This window comes from Chryseobacterium indologenes (assembly GCF_002025665.1).
Classification (GTDB): Bacteria; Bacteroidota; Bacteroidia; order Flavobacteriales; family Weeksellaceae; genus Chryseobacterium; species Chryseobacterium metallicongregator.
In genome coordinates this window covers 4797494-4818026 of record NZ_CP018786.1, presented here as the reverse complement: position 1 = coordinate 4818026, position 20533 = coordinate 4797494, and the positions used below count along the sequence as shown (strand labels likewise).

Genomic DNA, 20533 nt, shown 5'->3' with positions numbered 1-20533 from the left:
TAACTATATTAAAATAGAAACGTTCTAAACAAAAAAATGGAAGATTTTAAATCCTAAAAGGACCAAAATCTTCCATTTCTATAGTTTTTAATAGGTCTTTCGACGTATTTATAATCTCTTAGTGAGCGCTTGTACTTGTTAATTCTTTAATAGAAGGAACAAAAGTAGTAAGGTCAATTCCCTCAACAGCAGCTTTATACTCATCAATGCTAGGGATTCTTCCGATAATTGCAGAAAGAACAACAACCGGAGTTGAAGCCAATAGAGATTCTCCTTTTTTACGTTCAGAATCTTCCACTACTCTTCCCTGGAAAAGACGGGTAGATGTAGCTAAAACAGTATCTCCTTTAGCAGCTTTTTCCTGGTTACCCATACAAAGGTTACATCCAGGACGCTCAAGGTACATTACGTTTTTGTACTCCACACGGGCTTCTCCTTTTGGAGCGTTATCATCAAATTCAAAAGCTGAATATTTTTCTAATAATTCCCAGTCACCTTCCGCTTTTAACTCATCAATGATGTTGTAAGTAGGGGCTGCTACTACAAGAGGAGCACTGAATTCTACCTTACCTTGTTGCTTTTCAATGTTTCTAAGCATTTGAGAAACGATCTTAAGGTCTCCTTTGTGAACCATACAAGATCCTACGAAACCAAGATCTACTTTTTTCTCACCTCCATAGTAAGAAAGATCTCTAATGGTATCGTGAGTATATCTTTTGGATACATCATCGTTGTTTACATCCGGGTCAGCAATCATTGGTTCAACAATTACGTCAAGATCTACAACTACTTCAGCGTAATATTTAGCATTTGAATCCGGAGTTAAAGCAGGTTTTTCTCCTGATCTGATCTCTTCAATTCTCTTGTTTGCTTTATCAATTAATCCTTGAAGAACTTTATTGTGGTTATCCATACCCTTGTCGATCATGATCTGGATTCTGCCTTTTGCAATTTCCAGTGATTCGATCAGAGTATTATCTTCAGAAATGTTGATAGAAGCTTTTGCCTTCATCTCAGCAGTCCAGTCTGTAAATGTAAATGCCTGGTCAGCAGGAAGCGTTCCGATGTGAACCTCAATGATTCTACCCTGGAATACGTTTTCTCCTCCAAACTGCTTCAGCATCTGAGCCTGCGTTGCATGAACCACATCACGGAAATCCATGTGTTCTTTCATGTTTCCTTTGAAGGTTACTTTCACAGATTCCGGAATTGGCATAGAAGCTTCACCAGTAGCTAATGCAAGAGCAACAGTTCCTGAGTCAGCACCGAAAGCTACCCCTTTAGACATTCTTGTGTGAGAGTCACCACCAATGATGATGGCCCATTCGTCTACAGTGATGTCGTTAAGAACTTTATGGATAACGTCAGTCATTGCGTGGTATTCACCTTTCGGGTCACGGGCTGTAATCAAACCGAACTCGTTCATGAACTTCATCAGTTTCGGAATGTTAGCCTGAGCTTTTTTATCCCAAACGGAAGCAGTGTGACATCCTGACTGGTAAGCACCGTCAACAATTGGAGAAATCACAGTTGCTGCCATAGATTCAAGCTCCTGAGAAGTCATAAGACCTGTCGTATCCTGAGATCCAACGATATTTACCTGTACACGAACGTCAGAGCCTGCGTGTAATACTTTTCCTGGAGTAGTTCCCACAGCATTTCTGTTGAAAATCTTTTCTACCGCTGTAAGTCCTTGTCCTTCGTGAGAAATTTCTTTTGATGGAGCAAAAACAACCGGAGCTTCAACTCCTAAAAGCTGAGCGGCAAATGTCTGTAACTTCTTACCGAATACGATAGCATAAGATCCTCCTGCTTTGATGAATTCCATCTTTTGAGGAGTGAAAGATTTGGTAAGGTCGATCAATTCCTGATCTCCGTTATATAATTTCTTTTCTTTTGTATTGATTGTTAAAACAGTTCCTGTTGCTACTGAATAGGCCTCTTCAAGAACGATGTCTCCATTTTCGTTACGAACAGGGTTTCCGTTTTCGTCTACTTTCTTCACCCAGTTTTTAAGGTCGATACCAATACCTCCGGTAACGTCTACTGTGGTAAGGAAGATCGGAGAAATACCGTTGGTTCCTCCTACAATAGGAGCAATGTTTACGAATGGTACATAAGGGCTAGCCTGTTTTCCTGTCCAAAGAGCAACGTTGTTTACTCCGGACATTCTTGATGAACCTACACCCATTGTTCCTTTTTCAGCAATAAGCATCACGCTTGCATCAGGATGTTGTGCCTGTAAAGCTTTGATTTCTTCCTGAGCTTCAGGAGTGATCATACATTTACCGTGAAGTTCACGGTCTGATCTTGAGTGAGCCTGGTTACCCGGAGAAAGTAAATCTGTAGAGATATCTCCTTCACCAGCGATAAATGTTACTACTTTGATTTCTTCTGCAACTTCAGGAAGTTTAGTGAAGAATTCAGCTTTTGCGTAGCTTTCAAGAATTTCTTTTGCAATTTCGTTTCCGCTGTTGAATGCTTCCTTCAGACGGTTAGTATCTGCTTCATAAAGGAAAACCTGAGTTTTAAGAACGTTAGCCGCTTCTTTAGCAGTAGCAGGATCGTTACCTAGAGCAAGATCCAGCAATACTTCAATAGAAGGTCCACCTTTCATGTGAGATAACAATTCAAAGGCATATGCAGGGGAAATTTCTTCTACTACGGATTCACCTAGAATAATTTCTTTTAAAAATTTTGCTTTCACTCCCGCTGCACTTGTTGTTCCGGGTAGTGTGTTATAAATGAAAAATTTAAGAGAATCTGATCGGTCAGCATTACCTGAATCTTTAATTTGTGTAATGATTTCGCTTAGTAATTCAGCCCCATCAATTGGCTTTGGATGAAGCCCTTGGGTTTTTCTTTCTTCAATCTCTTTGATGTAATCCTTATAAATACTCATAATAGAAGGTCTTTCAAAATTAAAGGTAGGCCTGCTTTTTCTTTACCGGTGTGTATAAATACAATTAATGACATTTTGAGTTCTCGCATTTTGATGCAACATTAACCGAATAAAGTCAGCATAATCTACACTTTTTCAAAAGTTTTTTAAAATTATCAAACAATTCAAAATGTTCCCAAAATTACGAAATTTTACTATTTTATGAGAGTGAAATTATTTAGATTCTTTATAAATATGAATTTTATAATATCTATTTTTGGTCGTATTTTTGTAAACAAATGGAGAATATGAAAAATATCCTGAATGTTTTATGTGTTTTTATTTCGATTTTCGTTTTCTCACAGACAAAATCTGTGAAGAAAATTCCTGTGAAGAAAGGCACAAAAAGCACGGTTAAAAAAGCGGAAGCAGCCCATAAACCTAATGCTGATCTGGTCGTGATCAACAAAGATCTTCCTGTTTTGATTCCTAAGAAAAAGGGAGATCAGTTCGGGTATGTCAATCAAAACGGGAAATTTATTATTCAGCCGGAATATCATATTGCTGTATTTTTTTACGAAGACTGTAACCTTCTGAATTCACCTAACGAAAAAGTGAGAAAATTTGGAACAAAAGACTATGCTACGGTTGAGAAAAATATGATTTCTTACCGTGTCGATCAGTCTGGTAAGAGAGTATATCAGTTCAAAGAAGCTGATTTTGGAAAATGTAAATTCGAAGAATATAAACAACAGCTATTTCAGGCTTATATCCTCAATGGTTTCTACGGAATCATTGAAAAATCAAAATTTGTGAACGCAGCTGATTACAGACAATATCAGATCTATCCTCAATACCAGTATCTGTTCATTCTTGAAGGGGATGATGTGGCTAATCCGATGATTGTTGCTTCCAATAATGATAAATTTGGAATCATCGATGTTAATAATAAGATTATCATTCCGTTTGAATATTCCAATATTAAGCGAAACTTCAGCTGGAAACTGGGTAAGATGTTTGAAGTGACAAAAGATGGCTCGAATTACTACTATATCGACGACAACAACAAAACTTACTAGAGAATTATAAATGATGAATGATTTATTTGATAACTCCTATTTTTCGTAGTATTTTTTCCTTTGCGTAACCCGCAATCTAACACCCCGAATCCCGCACTTCGTAACCCGCTATCCCGCATCTCGCAACCCGAATTCCAATTCATATATTTTTTGTAATTTTGCGGCTGAAATAAAGGGGTGCTTTAACAGGCTGAGATTATACCCAATGAACCTGGAACAGGTAATGCTGTTTAGGGAACCATTTAAATAATTGATGGATGATTAGCGATAAATGATCGATAAACATCACGTATCATTTACTATTTGTCAATTATCTCATAATCACCCCTTTTATTCATTAAATGTTAAAGATTTATAGAATGAAAGGATTATTTTTTTTAGGGCTTAGTGTAGGCTCTGTAGCTTTTATCCAGGCTCAGAATAAAGATTCCCTAAAGGTCAGGGAAATTGAGGCAGTCAACTTTACCAAAAGGCTGCCGGTTGCAAAGGAAATTATCAATGTACAGAAAGATCTGGACAGTAAGAATCTGGGACAGGATCTTCCTATTCTTTTGAAAAATCAAACCTCCATTATTTCTACTTCTGATGCCGGAAATGGAGTAGGATATACCGGCTTCAGAATCCGTGGAGTTTCAGGAAGTGCTATCAATGTCATGATGAATGGTGTTCCATACAACGATTCTGAAAGCCAGGGAACATTTTTTGTGAACGTTCCGGATTTAACTAGTTCTGCATCACAGATTGTCATTCAGAGAGGAGTAGGAACTTCCAATAATGGAGTGTCTGCCTTCGGAGCAAGTATTAATGTACTATCTAAAGATCCGGAAGAGAAGTTTTATTTTAAAACAGATGATAGCTACGGATCATTTAATACCTATAAATATTCAGCAGAAATAGGCTCCGGAAAGTTCTGGAAAAACCGTCTTTCCGTGATGGGAAGATATACCCATATTCATTCTGACGGATATATTGACAGAGCTTCATCCAATTTACATTCTTATAATTTCACTGCTTTATTTGAAGAAGGGAATACGAAATTGCGTTTAATGGCTTTTGGTGGAAAAGAGAAAACGTATCAGGCATGGAATGGTATTGACCGTAAAACCTGGGAAACTGATCCTAAATTCAATATTTCAGGAGCGATCTACGATGCCAATTGGGAAAATATTGTAAGTTTCTATGATAATGAAACGGATAATTACAGACAGAACCATTATCAGTTGCTTTGGGAACAGAAATTCAGTGATCGCTGGAATCTGGAAACCACATTCCACTATACAAAAGGAAAAGGGTATTACGAAAACTATAAACAGGGAAATCTTTTCTCAAGGTACAATCTGCCTAATATCATTGAAGGTGGGCAAACGATAAAATATTCAGATTTTATCAGAAAAAAATGGCTGAATAATGATTTCTACGGAATGGTTTCTACCTTGTACGGGAAGTTTGAAAACCTGGATCTGAACTTTGGTGCCGTTGTGAATCAGTATTATGGAAGGCATTATGGAAATGTGACGGGAGTATTTTTTCCTCAGATTGATGAAAGTGAATATTACAGAAACCGCTCTGTAAAAAATGAAGTGTCTGGTTTTGCAAAAGCTTTATTAAGAGTGGATAATTTTGAATTCTTTGGTGATTTACAGCTTAGAAAAATTAATTATAATACGAAGATCCTGATGGCTGGTGATGGTGAAGGAGCAGATTTAAGTAAAAACTGGCTGTTCTTTAATCCTAAAGCCGGAGTGAATTACAGGATTGACGGAGGTAAAATATTCCTTTCATACGCTCATGCTCACCGTGAACCCAACAGAGATGATCTGATGGCCAACAATGATGTGAAAGCAGAAAAACTTCACGACATTGAAGCAGGTTTTGAAAAACAGTTCGGGATTGTGTCTTTTACAGCCAATGTTTACTATATGTATTATGTGAACCAGCTGGTGTTGAATGGAGAACTGAATAACGTAGGAGCATTTATCAGAACAAACTCAGGGAAGAGCTACAGAAGAGGTGTCGAAGTTGGTGGTTTAGCCAAATTATCCAAGCAATGGGAGGTTTCAGGAAACGTAACGTTAAGTCAGAACAGAAATCAGGATTTCAATATTCAAAATGGAGATGTGCCTAAGAGCCTTGGAAATACCCAGATTTCATTCTCTCCGAATGTAATTGCCAATGTAAGCCTGAAATTCAATCCTACAAAGAATTTCCAGTTTGCTTTAATGAATCAGTATGTTGGAAAACAATATCTGGACAATACTGAAGATGAAAATCTTCAGCTTAAAGATTATTTCCTGACAGATTTCAATGCTCAGTATCAGTTTAAAATTGCTAATAATGAAATTGCATTAAAGCTATTGGTGAATAATCTGTTCAACAAGAAATATGTGAACAACGGATCTGTATATGAAGGCCAACCGTATTATTTTTCACAGGCAGGAACGAACTTTATGTTTGGAGTAAGCTGGAAGATTCAGTAATCAGGAAAAAAGTTTAAGAAATAGATCTATGGAATCACAAATCTGTTCTTTTATTTTTTAGCTTTTTTCTCTTAAAACCATAATAGTAAAGCTTTTAAAAAAGGATTTGAATAATGGTATTCCTGTTTTAATACAGAATAATTAAAAGGCTGCTCCGGCAGTCTTTTTTATATCCATTAAATATTACAAAAAGTCCCGAAAAAGTTATAAATTTGCTGCCAAATGAATATTTCAGCATATATTTTAGAATACTTAAAACAATTTGGAACTGCCACAGTTCCAGGCTTTGGGGTGTTTTCACTGAAAAATTCTAAGGCAATTATTAATTCTGAAAACGGAAGCATTCTGCCTCCGGCCAGTCAGATTGAATTTACAATAGATTACGAAGTACAGACTGAAGATCTTGCTGCTTTTATTGCAGAACAAAAACAGATGTCTCTGGAAGCTTCCAAAAGTGATCTTAAAATTCAGACTGATTTTTGGAAGAAAAAACTTCAGGCCGAACAGGTTCTTGAAATTCAAAACCTTGGAACAGTCTTCATTGAAGAAGGGCACACTCATTTCAAGGGAAAAAGAATAGAATCCGGACGTCCGGACTTTTACGGATTGGAAGAAATCAGATTCTCAGATATCAATAACGGGGAAAAAGTAAATGCCACAGTGAATCGCGAAAAGGATTTTAAATTCAAAAAAACAATTCTTTGGATTTTCCTTCTGGTTATTCCGGTTCTTGGAATTTTATACCTGGCGTTTACCCAGCAGGAACTTCTTTTTGGAAAAAAATCGTTCAATAATGTTTCTGTACAAACCTCTACCCATAGAATCGTAAAAGATACGGTAAAAGTAATGGTACATACCCCGGAAACACCTGTTTCAGATTCTTTGAAAAAAGACTCATTAGTAAAACCTGTCGGAAAAGGAATGAAACCTGCTCCGGCTGTCCCAAACAACACTAAGACTAGATGGCAAAAATAAAAAAAGCGTCAGAATCTCTGACCATTATGACCAATATCGTTCTTCCGAACGAAACCAACTCTTTAAGAAACCTTTTCGGTGGTGAACTTCTGGCAAAAATGGACCGTTGTGCGTCTATTTCTGCAGCAAGACACTGTGAAAGAAGAGTAGTAACAGCTTCTGTAAACCACGTATCTTTCAACCATCCGATTCCGGAAGGAGGAGTAGTGGTATTGGAATCTAAAGTTTCCAGAGCATTCTCTACTTCTATGGAAGTGTATGTAGATGTATGGTTGGATGATCCAATCAATCAGAAGAAAATTCATACGAATGCAGGGATTTATACCTTCGTTGCGGTGGATGAATTTAACCGTCCTATTCCTATTCCGGAAATGATTCCTGAAACAGAGGAAGAAAAAGAAAGATTTGCAGCAGCATTCCGTAGAAAAGAACTTTCATTAATTCTTTCCGGAAGAATGAAACCTCTGGAATCTGTAGAGCTTAAAAAACTATTCCAGGAACCACAGGAGTCTAAGAAAGACAAGAAATAAAACACCAAAAACACAAATGGTTGGCACAAGTTTTCACAAATGGTTTGTGCTCAGTCAGATGAAAAAAATAATCAAAATGGATATTTCAGAAAATGATATATCAAAAATTGTTTATGAAGCAGGGTATATAGTTCATAAAGCATTAGGGCCAGGACTTTTGGAAAGTGCTTATGAAGAATGCTTGTTTTATGAATTGAATAAACATGATATTCTTGTAGAAAGACAAAAACCGATGCCATTAATATATGATGAGGTTAAAATGGATGTTGGCTATAGACTTGACTTTTTGATTGAAAAAAAAATTGTGCTGGAAATAAAATCTGTAGAATCATTACAGGATATTCATTTAGCACAAATACTTACTTACCTTCGTCTAAGTAATTGCAAGCTTGGGATGTTGATCAACTTCAATACCATCCAGTTTAAAAACGGAGTAAAAAGAGTTATTAACGGTACCTTGTGATTTGTGTTATTTGTGAAATAAATTAGTGTCATTTGTGTTTAAACTATGAAAATACTTCTTTTAGATAAAAATCATCCTCTTATTACTGAACAGCTTTTGGCTCAGAATTTTATTTTGGAAGAGGATTTTACATCGTCTTATGATGAGGTTTGTGATAAAATTGAGAACTACGACGGAATTATTATCAGAAGCCGTATTCCACTAGATAAAAACTTTCTGGAAAGAGGGAAGAATCTGAAGTTCATCGCAAGAGTAGGAGCCGGAATGGAAAATATTGATATTCCTGTTGCCGAAAAACTGGGAATTCAGCTGATCAATTCTCCGGAAGGAAACAGAGATTCTGTGGCGGAGCATGTAGTGGGAATGCTATTGGTGATCATGAACAGACTTTTTATTGCTTCTCAGGAAGTGAAAAACGGGATCTGGAAGCGTGAAGAAAACAGAGGAGATGAACTATTAGGAAAAACTGTAGGGCTTATCGGATATGGAAATATGGGAAAAGCTACTGCGAAAAGACTTTCAGGATTTGGATGTAAAGTCATTTTTCATGATATACTTCCGGGGCTTTCTGATGAATATGCAGCTCAGGTTTCTTTAGAAGAATTGAAGCAATCTGCAGAGGTTGTAAGTTTGCACATTCCTCTGACGTCAGAAACGCATTATCTTATTGACCAAACATTCATTCAGGAAATGAAAAATGATTTCTATTTCGTGAATACAGCAAGAGGAAAGAATGTTGAAACTAAAAGTTTAGTAGAAGGGTTGAAATCAGGAAAGGTAAAAGGGACTTGTCTGGATGTTTTGGAATATGAAAAGTCTTCTTTCGAGAACATTGAATCCGAAAATGAAGATTTAAAATACCTTCTGGAATCAGAAAAAGCGATTGTCACACCCCATATTGCAGGCTGGACGCATCAGAGCAAAGAAAAACTGGCGCAGTTTATTGTAGATAAAATAGTAGCTTCGCATTGTTAAGCTAGGCAATATAAAAAAGATAAAAAGACGAATTTACAAAAAGTGAATTCGTCTTTTTTTATTAATTTCGGAATAATAACTTTTATATAATCATGATCTGGACACCAATATCCATTGAAGAAATTTTTGAAAAGATTTACTCGACAGAAAAAGATTTAAATGGAAATCTTTTAAACTTCTGGGATTTAATCAAAATTTACCCTGAAAAATGGTATGAAGAAGAATATGGACAAGAAGGAGGAGGTTTTTGGGTAGTAGGATTAATAGGTAGAAGGGTAATTTATTATAACGACATTGAAGAAGGGTTTAATATTTCAGAGTATTCAGCATATGGAACCATTGATAATTATTATTGTAACCAGGATGATTTGAATATTGCAATTTTAAATCTATATAGTCTTATTACATTTGGCGGAAGAATAATAGGACAAGCTGGTCCTCCTATTTGATAAGGTTTAGATTCTAAGGAAGAGAATTTATTTTCTCTGCTTTTTACTTCCTCATTTTCCGAATTTTGCCTTTTCACATTTTTAATTCTCTATTCATTTATGTTAAATAATTCATAATATCCACCTCATATTTATTATTTATTTTGAGTTTTATTAAATTGCCGCTCATTTTTGAATCTCATGAAGACGCGTAATTTTGTACTTATCCTAACTGTTTTATTATCGATATTTTCCTGTAAAAAAAAGTCTGAAGCCAAAGAAGCTTCGGCTGAAAATACAACCAATCTGCCCAACTATGGAAATGTAGATCTGGGTGATATTTTTACAAAAGGGGACGGACAGCTGCTGAACAGACAGACTACCGTAAGTTATATCGATCAGTACTACAAGAAGATATGGGAAGGAGGAGACCTTAGCGGTGGGATTCTTGTTGCCAAAGGTGATGAAATCCTGTATGAAAATTACAGAGGTTTCGGAAGAGAAGGAAATCAAATGCCAATCGATAAAAATACACCTTTGCACGTTGCTTCAGTTTCGAAAACTTTAACGGCAATGGCCATGATGAAACTGATAGAGGCAGGCAAAATAAAATTTACGGATCACCTTACTCAGTTTTTCCCAGGATTTCCCTATCCGAATGTTACCGTTCAGACTTTATTGGATCAAAGAAGCGGGCTTCCGAAATATGAATACTTTATTACCAAGATACAGCCAGCTCCGGCAGAACTTTCCAAACCATTTATTACGAATGAAGATGTATTGAACATGATCATTAAATATAAACCTGATCTGGCAAGAGATACGGATACAGGATTTATGTATTGCAATACAAACTTTGCTTTATTGGCTTTATTAATTGAAAAAGTGACCAAAACTCCTTTTCCTCAGGCGATGAAAGAAATGGTTTTCACACCGTTGAAAATGAATAATACCTATATCTTTCAGGAAAAAGATATTCCAACAGCAGCACAGTCTTTTTATTATGGAGGAAATAAGCTGTATCCTTTAGACAGGCTTGATCTGATTTATGGAGATAAAAATGTGTACACTACGCCAAGAGATTTGTACAATTTCTCAAAAGCCATGTTTTCGAAAAATTTCCTGAAGCCTGAACTGATGCAGATGGTATTCACTCCTTACAGCAATGAAAAAGCAGGAATGAATAATTATGGCCTAGGATTCAGAATGAAAATATTTGATAACGGTGAAAAGCTTACTTATCACAATGGATGGTGGCATGGTACCAACTCAGTATTTGCCCATCTTTTAAAATCTAAGGTTACCATTGTAGCTATTGGAAACAAATATTCAAACAAAGTATATACAGCTCTTGCATTATCCGGATTATTCGAGGATTTCCCTTTGCAGAAGGATAAGCTTCATACAGTGATGCATGACAATAAAGATACTTTAAATTCCGGACAGGAAGTTTTTGGAGAATAATGTTTACTTTTGCCTAAACATTTTCATGAAAAGGTTTCTTTTATTATTCGTTATCTGTTTTCTTGTACATTCATGTGCAAGAGTAGGATCTCCTGTTGGAGGGCCTAAAGATACTCTGGCACCAAAGTTTTTAAGTTCAAACATTGATACTACAAGGATTAATGTCAAAAGAGATATTCACCAGCTCCGTCTGGATTTTGATGAATATGTGACGTTGAAAGATATCAATAAAAACCTGATTATTTCACCTCCTATCAAAGGAATAACGAGGATTCTTCCTTCCAATATTGCCAACAAATTTGTTCTGATTCAATGGTCAGATACTCTTCAGGCTAATACTACTTATAACTTTAATTTTGGTAACTCAATTGTTGATAATAATGAATCCAATATATTAAGGTATTTCAATTTTGCTTTTTCTACAGGAGATAAATTGGATGATCTTTATATCAGTGGTGAAATAAAAGATGCCCTGGATACTAAAAAGAAAACAGGAACTACAACAGCTGAAAATAAACTTGTGGTTGGATTGTATCAGGTAAAGGATACAATGGATTACAAGAAAAAGCCTTACTATATCACTAAGGTAGATGAAGATGGATATTACGAATTAAACTATCTGACTCCCGGAAAATATAAAATTATTGCTTTTGAAGATGAGAACGGGAATTCTATGTATGATCCGGGGAAAGAAAAAGTAGGATTCCAGAAAGATCCAATCAATTTTGAGAAATCTATTTCAGGATTAAACTTAAAAGTATATCCTTCCAAAAAGGCTGTAAAGTATGTAGAAATGAAAGAAATCTCAGGAGGTGTTCTGATGACTTTTGAAGGAAATCCTGATGAAGTAAAAGTTCAGTCTCTGAATGAGAAGCTGAAAGATGTAAAAATAACCCATACTCCGAAATCGGACTCTGTAAGAATCTGGTTTGATGCGGCAAAAGATAATGTAGGACAGGATGCCAATGAAAAACTGATATTCACTCATAATAAAGGTCCGAAAAAAGATAGTGCCTACAGTGTATCTTTATTTTACAGATACAATAAAAAGAATGTCATGGATCTCAATAGTGATAATGGAGGTGAATCATTAGCTCCAAAGTCAGATTTTAAGATATCTTCCAATTATATCGTTGATAAAATAGATCCTTCAAAATGGACATTGAGAGTAAAAGGAGACAGTTTAACAACGTTACCGTTTACTGCTAAAATTTCAGAAACAAATCCTTATCAGATTCAGGTACAGTCAGATTTTGTGATGGGAAAAAGTTATGAGCTTACTGTTCCTAAGGAAACCGTATCCTCATTCTATGCAAAAAATACTCAGTCTAAGCGTTTCGATTTTGATGTTGACAAAATAGACCAGTTTGGAAGCGTTGAATTCTCCATTTCTAATGCACCTACGACAAATTATTGGATTCAGCTGCTGGATTCTTCAGACAAAATAGCCTATCAGAGGTATATAAAAGGAGATAAAATAAAATTTGATATCCTGAAACCTGGAGAATATGTTGTGAGAATTCTGGTGGATAATAACGGGAATAAATATTGGGATGAAGCAGATTTTGCGAATGATGTTTTTGCTGAAGATGCTTATATTTTCTATAAAAAAGTGATCATTAGAGGTCTGTGGGAAACAAGAGAAGAATGGGATCTGAAGGATACTAAAACACTTGATAATCCTAAAGGAGCTACACCCGCTGTAGCAGCTCCTGCAGTGGAAACACCACCTGCTCCTACTGAAGTGAAACAGGAAGCTAAAAAAGAATTGAAGTCTCAAAATGCTGTTTTAACGCCAGTAAAGTAAGCTGATGAAGATTGCTAAGAAAATAATATTCTGGACATTGGTGGCATTTGCCCTGATTCAGTTCTTTCCTATCGATAGAACCAATCAGCCTGTGGATACGAAGGTAAACTTTGTTGATGCAAGGAAATCACCGGAAAAGATCAGAACACTGCTTAAAAATGCTTGTTACGACTGTCATTCCAATGAAACAGTCTACCCGAAATATGCTTTTATTGCGCCCGTTTCCTGGTCTGTAAAAAGCCATGTGAATGAAGGCAGGGAACATCTTAATTTTTCTGCCTGGCAAACTTATAATAAGGATCTGAAGGAGAATATGCTTACTAAATCTATTCAGACCATTCAGAACAAGACAATGCCGATGCCTGGCTATATTGTGTACCATAAAGAGGCTAATCTTTCAGAAGCAGAAAGAGCATTGCTGATTCAGTATTTTGAAGAAATGCTGAAGTCTAAAACCTATTAATTTCTACCATAAAAAACTCCCGCAGATTTTACAAACTGAGCAGATTGTTTAAAACAAATATCTGTCCGGTCTCTAAAATCTACGGGAGCATATATTACAAAAATTATTTCTTTAAAAAGCTCTCAAAAAATCTCTTCTGAGAATCAAAAGCAAGATCTTCAAGATCCAGATCCTGTAAAGGAATCCAGACTGCTTCCGAAATTTCAGAGAGCTCAAGATTTACCTCAAACTTTTCCGAAACATTGTATTCATAAAAGAGATCGATCGTATTGTAATCAACTTCCTTGTATTGATAGATGTTGGGAAGACTGGTAAGGTATTTCAGGTTAGAAATATTGATATCAAGCTGAAGTTCTTCAAAAAGTTCTCTTTTACAGGTTTCCTCTGCACTTTCTTTAGGATCAACAAATCCTCCTGCAAGATCGAGTTTCCCTTTTTTAGGATCTCTGTTTCTTCTGGTAAGATAAATTTCGTCTCCACATCTGATGACAACCGCTACAGCACCTGCCACATTATTATACAAAGTAAAACCACATTCCGGGCAGCTCCATTTTTTTTCACCATCCCAGTGTAAGGACTCCTTGCCACAGCTTGGGCAATATTTCAATAGTTTCATTGAGCAATATTAATATTTCTCGGGTGATAACTCAAAATAACATCCCTTAATTCTTCTGTTTTCAGATGCGTATAGATTTCAGTTGTTGTAATACTGGAATGTCCCAACATTTCCTGAATATAACGCAAATCTGCTCCATTCTGTAATAAATGGGTCGCAAATGAATGTCTGAATGTGTGTGGAGATATTTTTTTGTTAACCCCTGCTTTATCTGTAAGTTCTTTGATAATAAGAAATACGATTACTCTGGACATAGATGTCCCTCGGCTGTTTAAAAACAGAGTATCTTCATATTTCTTATTGACTTTTCCTTTAGAACGTACCTCTTTGATATAACTTTCAAGTAAATCAGCGGTATAGTCGGCTAAAGGAACAAAACGGGTTTTATTTCCTTTTCCGTGTACCTTGATGTACTGTTCTTTGAAGTTGATATTGGAAATCTTCAGATCGATCAGTTCAGAAACACGAAGTCCGCATCCATATAGTACCTCTATGATGCAGTGGTTTCTTTTTCCTAGATCTGTATTGACTTCAATAGCAGCTATAATTTTGTTGATATCAGGCAGGCTTAAAGTATCAGGTAGATATAATCCCAGTTTAGGGCCTTCAAGTAACGCCGCAGGATTGTCTTCACGATATTCATCCTCAAGCAGAAATTTGAAGAAAGCTTTAATGGAAGATATCCATCTTGCTTGTGATCTCTCACTGAATTTCTGTTTGGAAAGATTGAAAATGTATTCCTGCAGGTTTTCGTAACCGATGGAGTCTGGACCGACGTTTTCCAGATCCTCTTCTGCGTAATCTTTTAATTTCTTAATGTCCCGAACGTAAGCGTCGAGCGTGTTTTCTGAAAAATTTCTTTCGAAACGAAGAAATATTTCAAAATCTTTGATCTTTTCATCCCAAGTCATTTGTGCTTATTTTTTTAGTTCACAGTCCGATATTTGTTCTATTTCAATGTTATGGTTTCTCAGGAACGATATTCCATCGTCATCCGAATACTCATTAATGTACACCAGTCTCGTAATCCCAGCCTGCAGAATCAGCTTGCTGCATTCTTTACAGGGAGACAGCGTTAAATATAACGTTGCTCCTTTTGCAGATTGGGTAGAGGCAGCCAGCTTTAATATAGCGTTGGCTTCCGCATGCAATACGTACCAGTGTGTTTTTCCTTCTCCATCTTCACAGCAGTTTTCGAATCCCGAAGGAGTCCCGTTGTAACCATCTGAAATAATCATCCTATCTTTTACGATAAGAGCTCCCACCTGTTTTCTCTTACAGTAGGAGAGTTTTGCCCATTCCTGAGCCATTTTTAGATAAGCTTTATCAAACTTATTCATACCGCAGCATTGTTTTTTTTCGAAATAATTTGGATTAAAATCTTTTAGAAAGATTTAGAAGTTAGGCTTTCTCTTCTCTAGAAACGCAGTAACTCCTTCTTTCTTATCTTCCATTTCAAAAAGTTCTCCGAAATATTTGATTTCAGTTTCAAAACCTTTCTCCGTATCAGATAAATTCACGGCATTTATAGCCTTCGATATTGCCATTGGTGAATTGTAGGCAATCGTGTTTGCTAATTCTTTCGTTTTGGTTAATAATTCTTCAATAGGGTATACTTCATTAACCAATCCGATCTCTTTTGCTTTTTGAGCTGGGATCATTTTGGCAGAGAAGATCATTTCATTGGCAATACCTTTTCCTACAAGCTTTGGAAGCCTCTGAGTTCCTCCGTATCCTGGGATTAATCCAAGAGTTACTTCAGGAAGCCCTAATCTGGCGTTTTCCGAAGCGTATCTGATGTGGCATGCCATGGCAAGCTCTAAACCTCCTCCTAATGCAAAACCGTTTACGGCTGCAATGACAGGTTTAGACATATTTTCAATTTTGTTGAACAATGTATTTTGTCCGTTTCTTGCAAGTTCTTCAGCTCTTTCCTGTCCGAAATCACTGAATTCCTTGATGTCAGCTCCCGCTACAAAAGATTTTTCTCCACTTCCTGTAAGGATAATTACTCTACATGAAGTGTCAGCGTTAAGCTCATCCATTGCGGTACTGATTTCCTGAATTGTTTTAGCATTTAAAGCATTTAAACTCTCAGGTCTGTTTATGGTAATAATAGATAATTTATCTTCTTTTTTTAATAATATGTTCTCGTAACTCATTTTTCCACTTTAAAATATCATCCTTTGCAAATTATGAATTTTTTACAAAAAAAAGGAAAAAATATTATTTTTTTTTCCTTTTTTTTAATTTATCCTTCCAAATAATTATTTGGAATGATTCATCATATTTGCATCAATATTGACATTTAGCTGAGAAGCCACTTTCATGCCAAGTTCAATATTAGCACGGAAAAAGTGACATAGTTGTCTGTTGATAATCTCATCTTTTTTAGGCCCGGTAATACCATTCATACTGCCTACAATATTTTTGATCAAATGATCTCTGTCTTCTGCATTCATTGCTTTTGAATACAAAAGTCCAGGTTGAGTATAGTGATCACTGTCGTTGTCATTTCTGTTGTAGGTGGCAACATGAGCGCTGTCTAACTCATATTCATAGTTTTTATAAGATGAATCTGCTTTGATGTCATCAAAACTGTTTGGGTGATAATTAGGTTTGTCCTGATACTGGCTTGAATCTGCCATATAACCATCTCTTTGATAATTGTTGACTTCAAATGGACATCTGTTCACTTCCAGTTGATGAGAGTTTACCCCTACTCTGTAACGGTGAGCATCAGGATATGAGAATAATCTTCCCTGAAGCATTTTGTCCGGAGAGAAGCTAATTCCGTTAATCAGGTTACTGGGTGAAAAAGTAGATTGTTCCACATGGGCGAAATAATTAACAGGAACTTCGTTCAGCTCCATTTCTCCTACCTCAATCAATGGGAAATCATCATGGAACCATACTTTAGTCACATCAAACGGATTCCATCTGAAATCTTTTGCCTGTTCCTCAGTCATTACCTGTATAAATAAGGTCCATTTCGGGAAATCTCCATTTTCAATAGCGTTGCAAAGATCTTCCTGCGCAAAGTCCGGGTTTTCTCCGGCCATTTTTACTGCTTCTTCATCCGTGAAGTTTTTTACGCCTTGTTTTGTTTTAAAATGGAATTTTACCCATACTCTTTCGTTTTTATCATTAATCATTGAGAAAGTATGAGATCCGAAACCATGCATATGTCTGTAACCATGTGGAGTTCCTCTGTCTGACATCAATATAAGAACCTGATGAAGTGATTCCGGGTTTAAACTCCAGAAATCCCACATCATGGTGGCACTTTTTAAATTGGTTTTTGGTACTCTTTTCTGAGTATGAATAAAATCCGGGAATTTTTTTGCATCCTTAATAAAGAATACGGGAGTATTATTTCCTACAAGATCCCAGTTTCCGTCTTCAGTATAAAATTTTAATGCAAATCCTCTTGGGTCTCTTGCCGTATCTGCACTTCCTTTTTCACCTCCTACAGTAGAAAATCTGGCAAACATTCTGCATGAGTTTCCTACTTTTGAAAACAGTTTTGCTTTTGTGTACTGGCTGATATCATGCGTTACGGTGAAAGTTCCGTAAGCTCCGCTTCCTTTGGCGTGCACAATCCTTTCAGGAATCCTTTCCCTAACGAAATGTGCAAGATTTTCCTGAAGAATAAAGTCCTGCAGCAATACCGGGCCTCTTGGTCCTACCGTCTGTGAATCCTGATGTTCAAAATAAGGTGCGCCGCTACTTAACGTTAATTTTTTAGAATCCATATCATTAATGATTTGTATAAATGTTTTTTGTTTTTCTAAATCCAAGTGTAAAGGTAATGAATATCAAATTTACTTGAATTTTTAATTGGTAATAGCAAAAACGTTATATCTTTGTAATAGATAATATTAATCAAATGAACATTCAGCAACTGGAGTATCTTATCGCTGTAGATAAGTATAAACATTTTGGTAAAGCCGCTCAGGCGTGTTTTATTACCCAACCTACGTTAAGTGCCATGATACAGAAATTTGAGGATGAACTGGATGTAAAGGTGTTCGACAGGACTACCCATCCGATTCGTACCACGGATGTAGGTCTTCAGATTATTGATCAGGCAAAGGTAATTATCGAGTCTGTCAATGAGCTGAAAAACAAAGCCAATCTTTTGAATAATATTTTAGGAGGAACCATCAATCTGGGGATTATTCCTACAGTGTCTTCTTTCATTCTGCCAACAGAGATTTTCAAATTCCTGGAGGAAAATCCGAAGATTCAGATGAATGTGAAAGAAATGACAACAGATAATATTATTAAAGCTTTAAAAGCAGGAGAACTGGATGCGGGAATTATCTCTACACCTTATGATACTGCTGATGAGTTTTATCAGGATTTCCTATTCAATGAGGAGCTGATGATTTACAGTTCCAATACAGAAGCTAACAAAAAGAATTCTTATATCATTCCGGAAGATCTGAATGTAGAGAAAGTATGGCTGCTTGAAGAAGGAAACTGTCTGAGAAATCAGTTTGAAAATATCTGTCACCTGAAAGAAAATACCCTTAAGCCTAAAAATTTAGACTTCCTGGCTTCCAATATTCAGACTTTGGTGCATATGGTAGATAAAGTGGGAGGAATCAGTATTCTGCCGGAATTAGCTCTGAGCCAGCTTTCAGAAGAGCAGAAGAAAAATGTTTTCAGATTCAAAAAACCTTTCCCTTATCGAGAAATCAGTATTATTTATTATAAACCAACCTTTAAGCAAAAAATTATTGATGAATTATCACATTCTATCAAAACTTCTTTAGAACTTAAGTTGAATTACCACGAAAGTCCGAAAGAATTTGTAAGCATTAAGCCTCAGTAATGGAAATGCTTTAAAGTGATAGAAATCATCAATTTAAATAAAATAATAATTAATAAACAAAATTTTTGAGTATTACGAAAATAGTACTTAAATTTGCTGACGTTTATTACGAGGAAAAATTTGACCTGATTGCAACCTCTATAAAAAAATGCTAAAACAGTATTCTTTTTTCTGGGCAATTATATTTCATATTTTCTTCAAAACTATTTTTTAAATCTTTAAAAACAAAAGAATTATATGTCTTATTTATTTACATCTGAATCAGTTTCAGAAGGACATCCGGATAAAATTGCCGATCAAATTTCCGATGCATTAATCGACCATTTCTTAGCCTATGATAAAGATTCAAAAGTAGCATGTGAAACTCTTGTAACTACCGGACAGGTAGTATTGGCAGGAGAAGTGAAATCAGATGCTTACCTTGATGTACAGACCATTGCCAGAGAAGTAATCAATGGAATCGGGTATACGAAAGGTGAATATATGTTCAACGGAGACTCTTGCGGAGTTATTTCTGCTATCCATGAGCAGTCACCTGATATCAACCAGGGAGTTGACAGAGCGGTAAATGATGAATCTTTCGAAGCTAAAGCAAATGCACAGGGAGCTGGAGATCAGGGAATGATGTTCGGGTATGCTACCAATGAAACGGCTAATTATATGCCTCTAGCATTGGATCTTGCTCACACGATTCTGAAAGAACTTTCTGCCATCAGAAGAGAAAATAAGGAAATCACTTACCTTCGTCCTGATGCAAAAAGCCAGGTAACGATTGAATATTCTGATGATCATAAACCAATCAGAATAGATTCTATCGTAGTTTCTACTCAGCATGATGATTTCGGAAGTGAAGAAGAAATGTTGAATAAAATCCGTGAGGATATCAAAAATATTCTGGTTCCAAGAGTGGTTGCACAGCAAACTGAAGAAATCAAAGCTTTATTCAACGATCAGATTAAATATCACATCAATCCTACAGGAAAATTTGTAATCGGAGGACCTCACGGAGATACAGGTCTTACAGGTAGAAAAATCATCGTTGATACATACGGTGGTAAAGGAGCTCACGGTGGTGGTGCTTTCTCTGGAAAAGATCCTTCTAAAGTTGACAGAAGTGCTGCATATGCTACAAGACATATTGCTAAAAACTTAGTGGCTGCAGGCGTAGCGGATGAAGTTTTGGTACAGGTTTCTTATGCAATTGGAGTAGCTGAACCTTGTGGTTTATACATCAACACTTATGGAACTGCAAAAGTGGATCTTCATGATGGGGATATCGCTAAAAAAGTTTCTGCTATTTTTGATTTAAGACCTTATGCTATCGAGCAAAACTTAAAATTAAGAAACCCTATTTATCAGGAAACAGCTTCTTACGGGCACATGGGTAAAGAGCATTATGTAGCTGATAAAACATTCAATAAAGGACATAAAAATGAGCTTACATTGAAAGGACTTGAGTTTTTTACTTGGGAGAAACTAGACAAAGTTGAAGAAATTAAAGCCGCTTTTGGAATTTAATTTCTTTTAAAGAATAA

Annotated in this window: 18 protein-coding genes and 1 riboswitch; of the genes, 12 read left to right on the top strand and 6 right to left on the bottom strand. The window is 36.1% G+C overall.

Translation table 11 applies throughout. The features are described from left to right. Positions 1-118: 118 nt before the first annotated feature. Complete coding sequence (locus tag BUE84_RS21745) at positions 119-2902, bottom strand: bifunctional aconitate hydratase 2/2-methylisocitrate dehydratase (RefSeq protein ID WP_079243471.1); 2784 nt, start codon at positions 2900-2902, stop codon at positions 119-121. A gap of 287 nt (positions 2903-3189) precedes the next feature. Between BUE84_RS21745 and BUE84_RS21740 the strand changes: the two genes are divergently transcribed. The 10 genes from BUE84_RS21740 (at position 3190) to BUE84_RS21695 (ending at position 13542) form a co-directional block, all read left to right on the top strand. Continuing rightward, positions 3190-3960, top strand: coding sequence for a WG repeat-containing protein (locus BUE84_RS21740; protein WP_238594311.1), 771 nt, complete (start codon positions 3190-3192; stop codon positions 3958-3960). Positions 3961-4123: 163 nt separating this feature from the next. Next, a riboswitch (TPP riboswitch) is annotated at positions 4124-4215 on the top strand. 104 nt (positions 4216-4319) lie between these two features. Then, positions 4320-6437: a TonB-dependent receptor gene (locus BUE84_RS21735; protein WP_079244007.1), complete on the top strand. Its 2118-nt coding sequence runs from the start codon at positions 4320-4322 to the stop codon at positions 6435-6437. A 222-nt stretch (positions 6438-6659) separates the two neighbouring features. Next, a complete protein-coding gene (locus BUE84_RS21730) occupies positions 6660-7412 on the top strand; it encodes a hypothetical protein (protein ID WP_079243469.1) in 753 nt (250 codons plus the stop codon). Then, positions 7400-7942 carry an acyl-CoA thioesterase gene (locus BUE84_RS21725; protein WP_034692538.1) on the top strand — a complete coding sequence of 181 codons (543 nt, stop codon included), beginning with the start codon at positions 7400-7402 and terminating at the stop codon, positions 7940-7942. Before BUE84_RS21730 ends, BUE84_RS21725 begins: the two co-directional genes overlap by 13 nt. A gap of 76 nt (positions 7943-8018) precedes the next feature. Beyond that, positions 8019-8405, top strand: coding sequence for a GxxExxY protein (locus BUE84_RS21720; protein WP_079244006.1), 387 nt, complete (start codon positions 8019-8021; stop codon positions 8403-8405). 45 nt (positions 8406-8450) lie between these two features. Then, entirely contained in the window at positions 8451-9380 is a 930-nt protein-coding gene (locus BUE84_RS21715) for a 2-hydroxyacid dehydrogenase (protein WP_079243468.1), read from the top strand. Between the two features lie 92 nt (positions 9381-9472). Then, positions 9473-9829, top strand: coding sequence for a hypothetical protein (locus BUE84_RS21710; protein WP_079243467.1), 357 nt, complete (start codon positions 9473-9475; stop codon positions 9827-9829). A 180-nt stretch (positions 9830-10009) separates the two neighbouring features. After that, on the top strand, positions 10010-11272 hold the full coding sequence (locus tag BUE84_RS21705; RefSeq protein WP_079243466.1) for a serine hydrolase domain-containing protein: 1263 nt from the start codon (positions 10010-10012) through the stop codon (positions 11270-11272). A gap of 25 nt (positions 11273-11297) precedes the next feature. Next, positions 11298-13079 carry an Ig-like domain-containing protein gene (locus BUE84_RS21700; protein ID WP_079243465.1) on the top strand — a complete coding sequence of 594 codons (1782 nt, stop codon included), beginning with the start codon at positions 11298-11300 and terminating at the stop codon, positions 13077-13079. A 4-nt stretch (positions 13080-13083) separates the two neighbouring features. Continuing rightward, entirely contained in the window at positions 13084-13542 is a 459-nt protein-coding gene (locus BUE84_RS21695) for a heme-binding domain-containing protein (RefSeq protein WP_079243464.1), read from the top strand. 103 nt (positions 13543-13645) lie between these two features. Here BUE84_RS21695 and BUE84_RS21690 read toward each other — a convergent pair whose 3' ends face one another. The 5 genes from BUE84_RS21690 to BUE84_RS21670 all read right to left on the bottom strand — a co-directional run bounded on the left by BUE84_RS21690 (position 13646) and on the right by BUE84_RS21670 (position 17913). Beyond that, positions 13646-14158 (bottom strand): NUDIX hydrolase, encoded by a 513-nt coding sequence (locus BUE84_RS21690; protein WP_079243463.1) that lies wholly within the window; start codon positions 14156-14158, stop codon positions 13646-13648. Continuing rightward, positions 14155-15069 (bottom strand): site-specific tyrosine recombinase XerD, encoded by a 915-nt coding sequence (gene xerD / locus BUE84_RS21685; RefSeq protein WP_034692523.1) that lies wholly within the window; start codon positions 15067-15069, stop codon positions 14155-14157. The genes BUE84_RS21690 and xerD overlap by 4 nt, the downstream gene beginning before the upstream one ends. Before the next feature lie 6 nt (positions 15070-15075). Continuing rightward, entirely contained in the window at positions 15076-15498 is a 423-nt protein-coding gene (locus tag BUE84_RS21680) for a deoxycytidylate deaminase (protein ID WP_034692520.1), read from the bottom strand. A 54-nt stretch (positions 15499-15552) separates the two neighbouring features. Next, positions 15553-16320, bottom strand: coding sequence for an enoyl-CoA hydratase/isomerase family protein (locus BUE84_RS21675; protein ID WP_079243462.1), 768 nt, complete (start codon positions 16318-16320; stop codon positions 15553-15555). Between the two features lie 105 nt (positions 16321-16425). Then, the gene (locus tag BUE84_RS21670; protein WP_079244005.1) at positions 16426-17913 is read right to left on the bottom strand and encodes a catalase; all 1488 of its coding nucleotides are present in this window, start codon (positions 17911-17913) and stop codon (positions 16426-16428) included. Positions 17914-18047: 134 nt separating this feature from the next. On the opposite strand from BUE84_RS21670, the gene BUE84_RS21665 reads away from it, so the two are divergent. Together BUE84_RS21665 and metK are read left to right on the top strand one after the other, a co-directional pair. Then, a complete protein-coding gene (locus tag BUE84_RS21665) occupies positions 18048-18998 on the top strand; it encodes a LysR substrate-binding domain-containing protein (protein WP_034692517.1) in 951 nt (316 codons plus the stop codon). Between the two features lie 237 nt (positions 18999-19235). Continuing rightward, positions 19236-20516 (top strand): methionine adenosyltransferase, encoded by a 1281-nt coding sequence (metK, locus tag BUE84_RS21660; RefSeq protein ID WP_034692515.1) that lies wholly within the window; start codon positions 19236-19238, stop codon positions 20514-20516. The last annotated feature ends 17 nt before the right edge of the window (positions 20517-20533 follow it).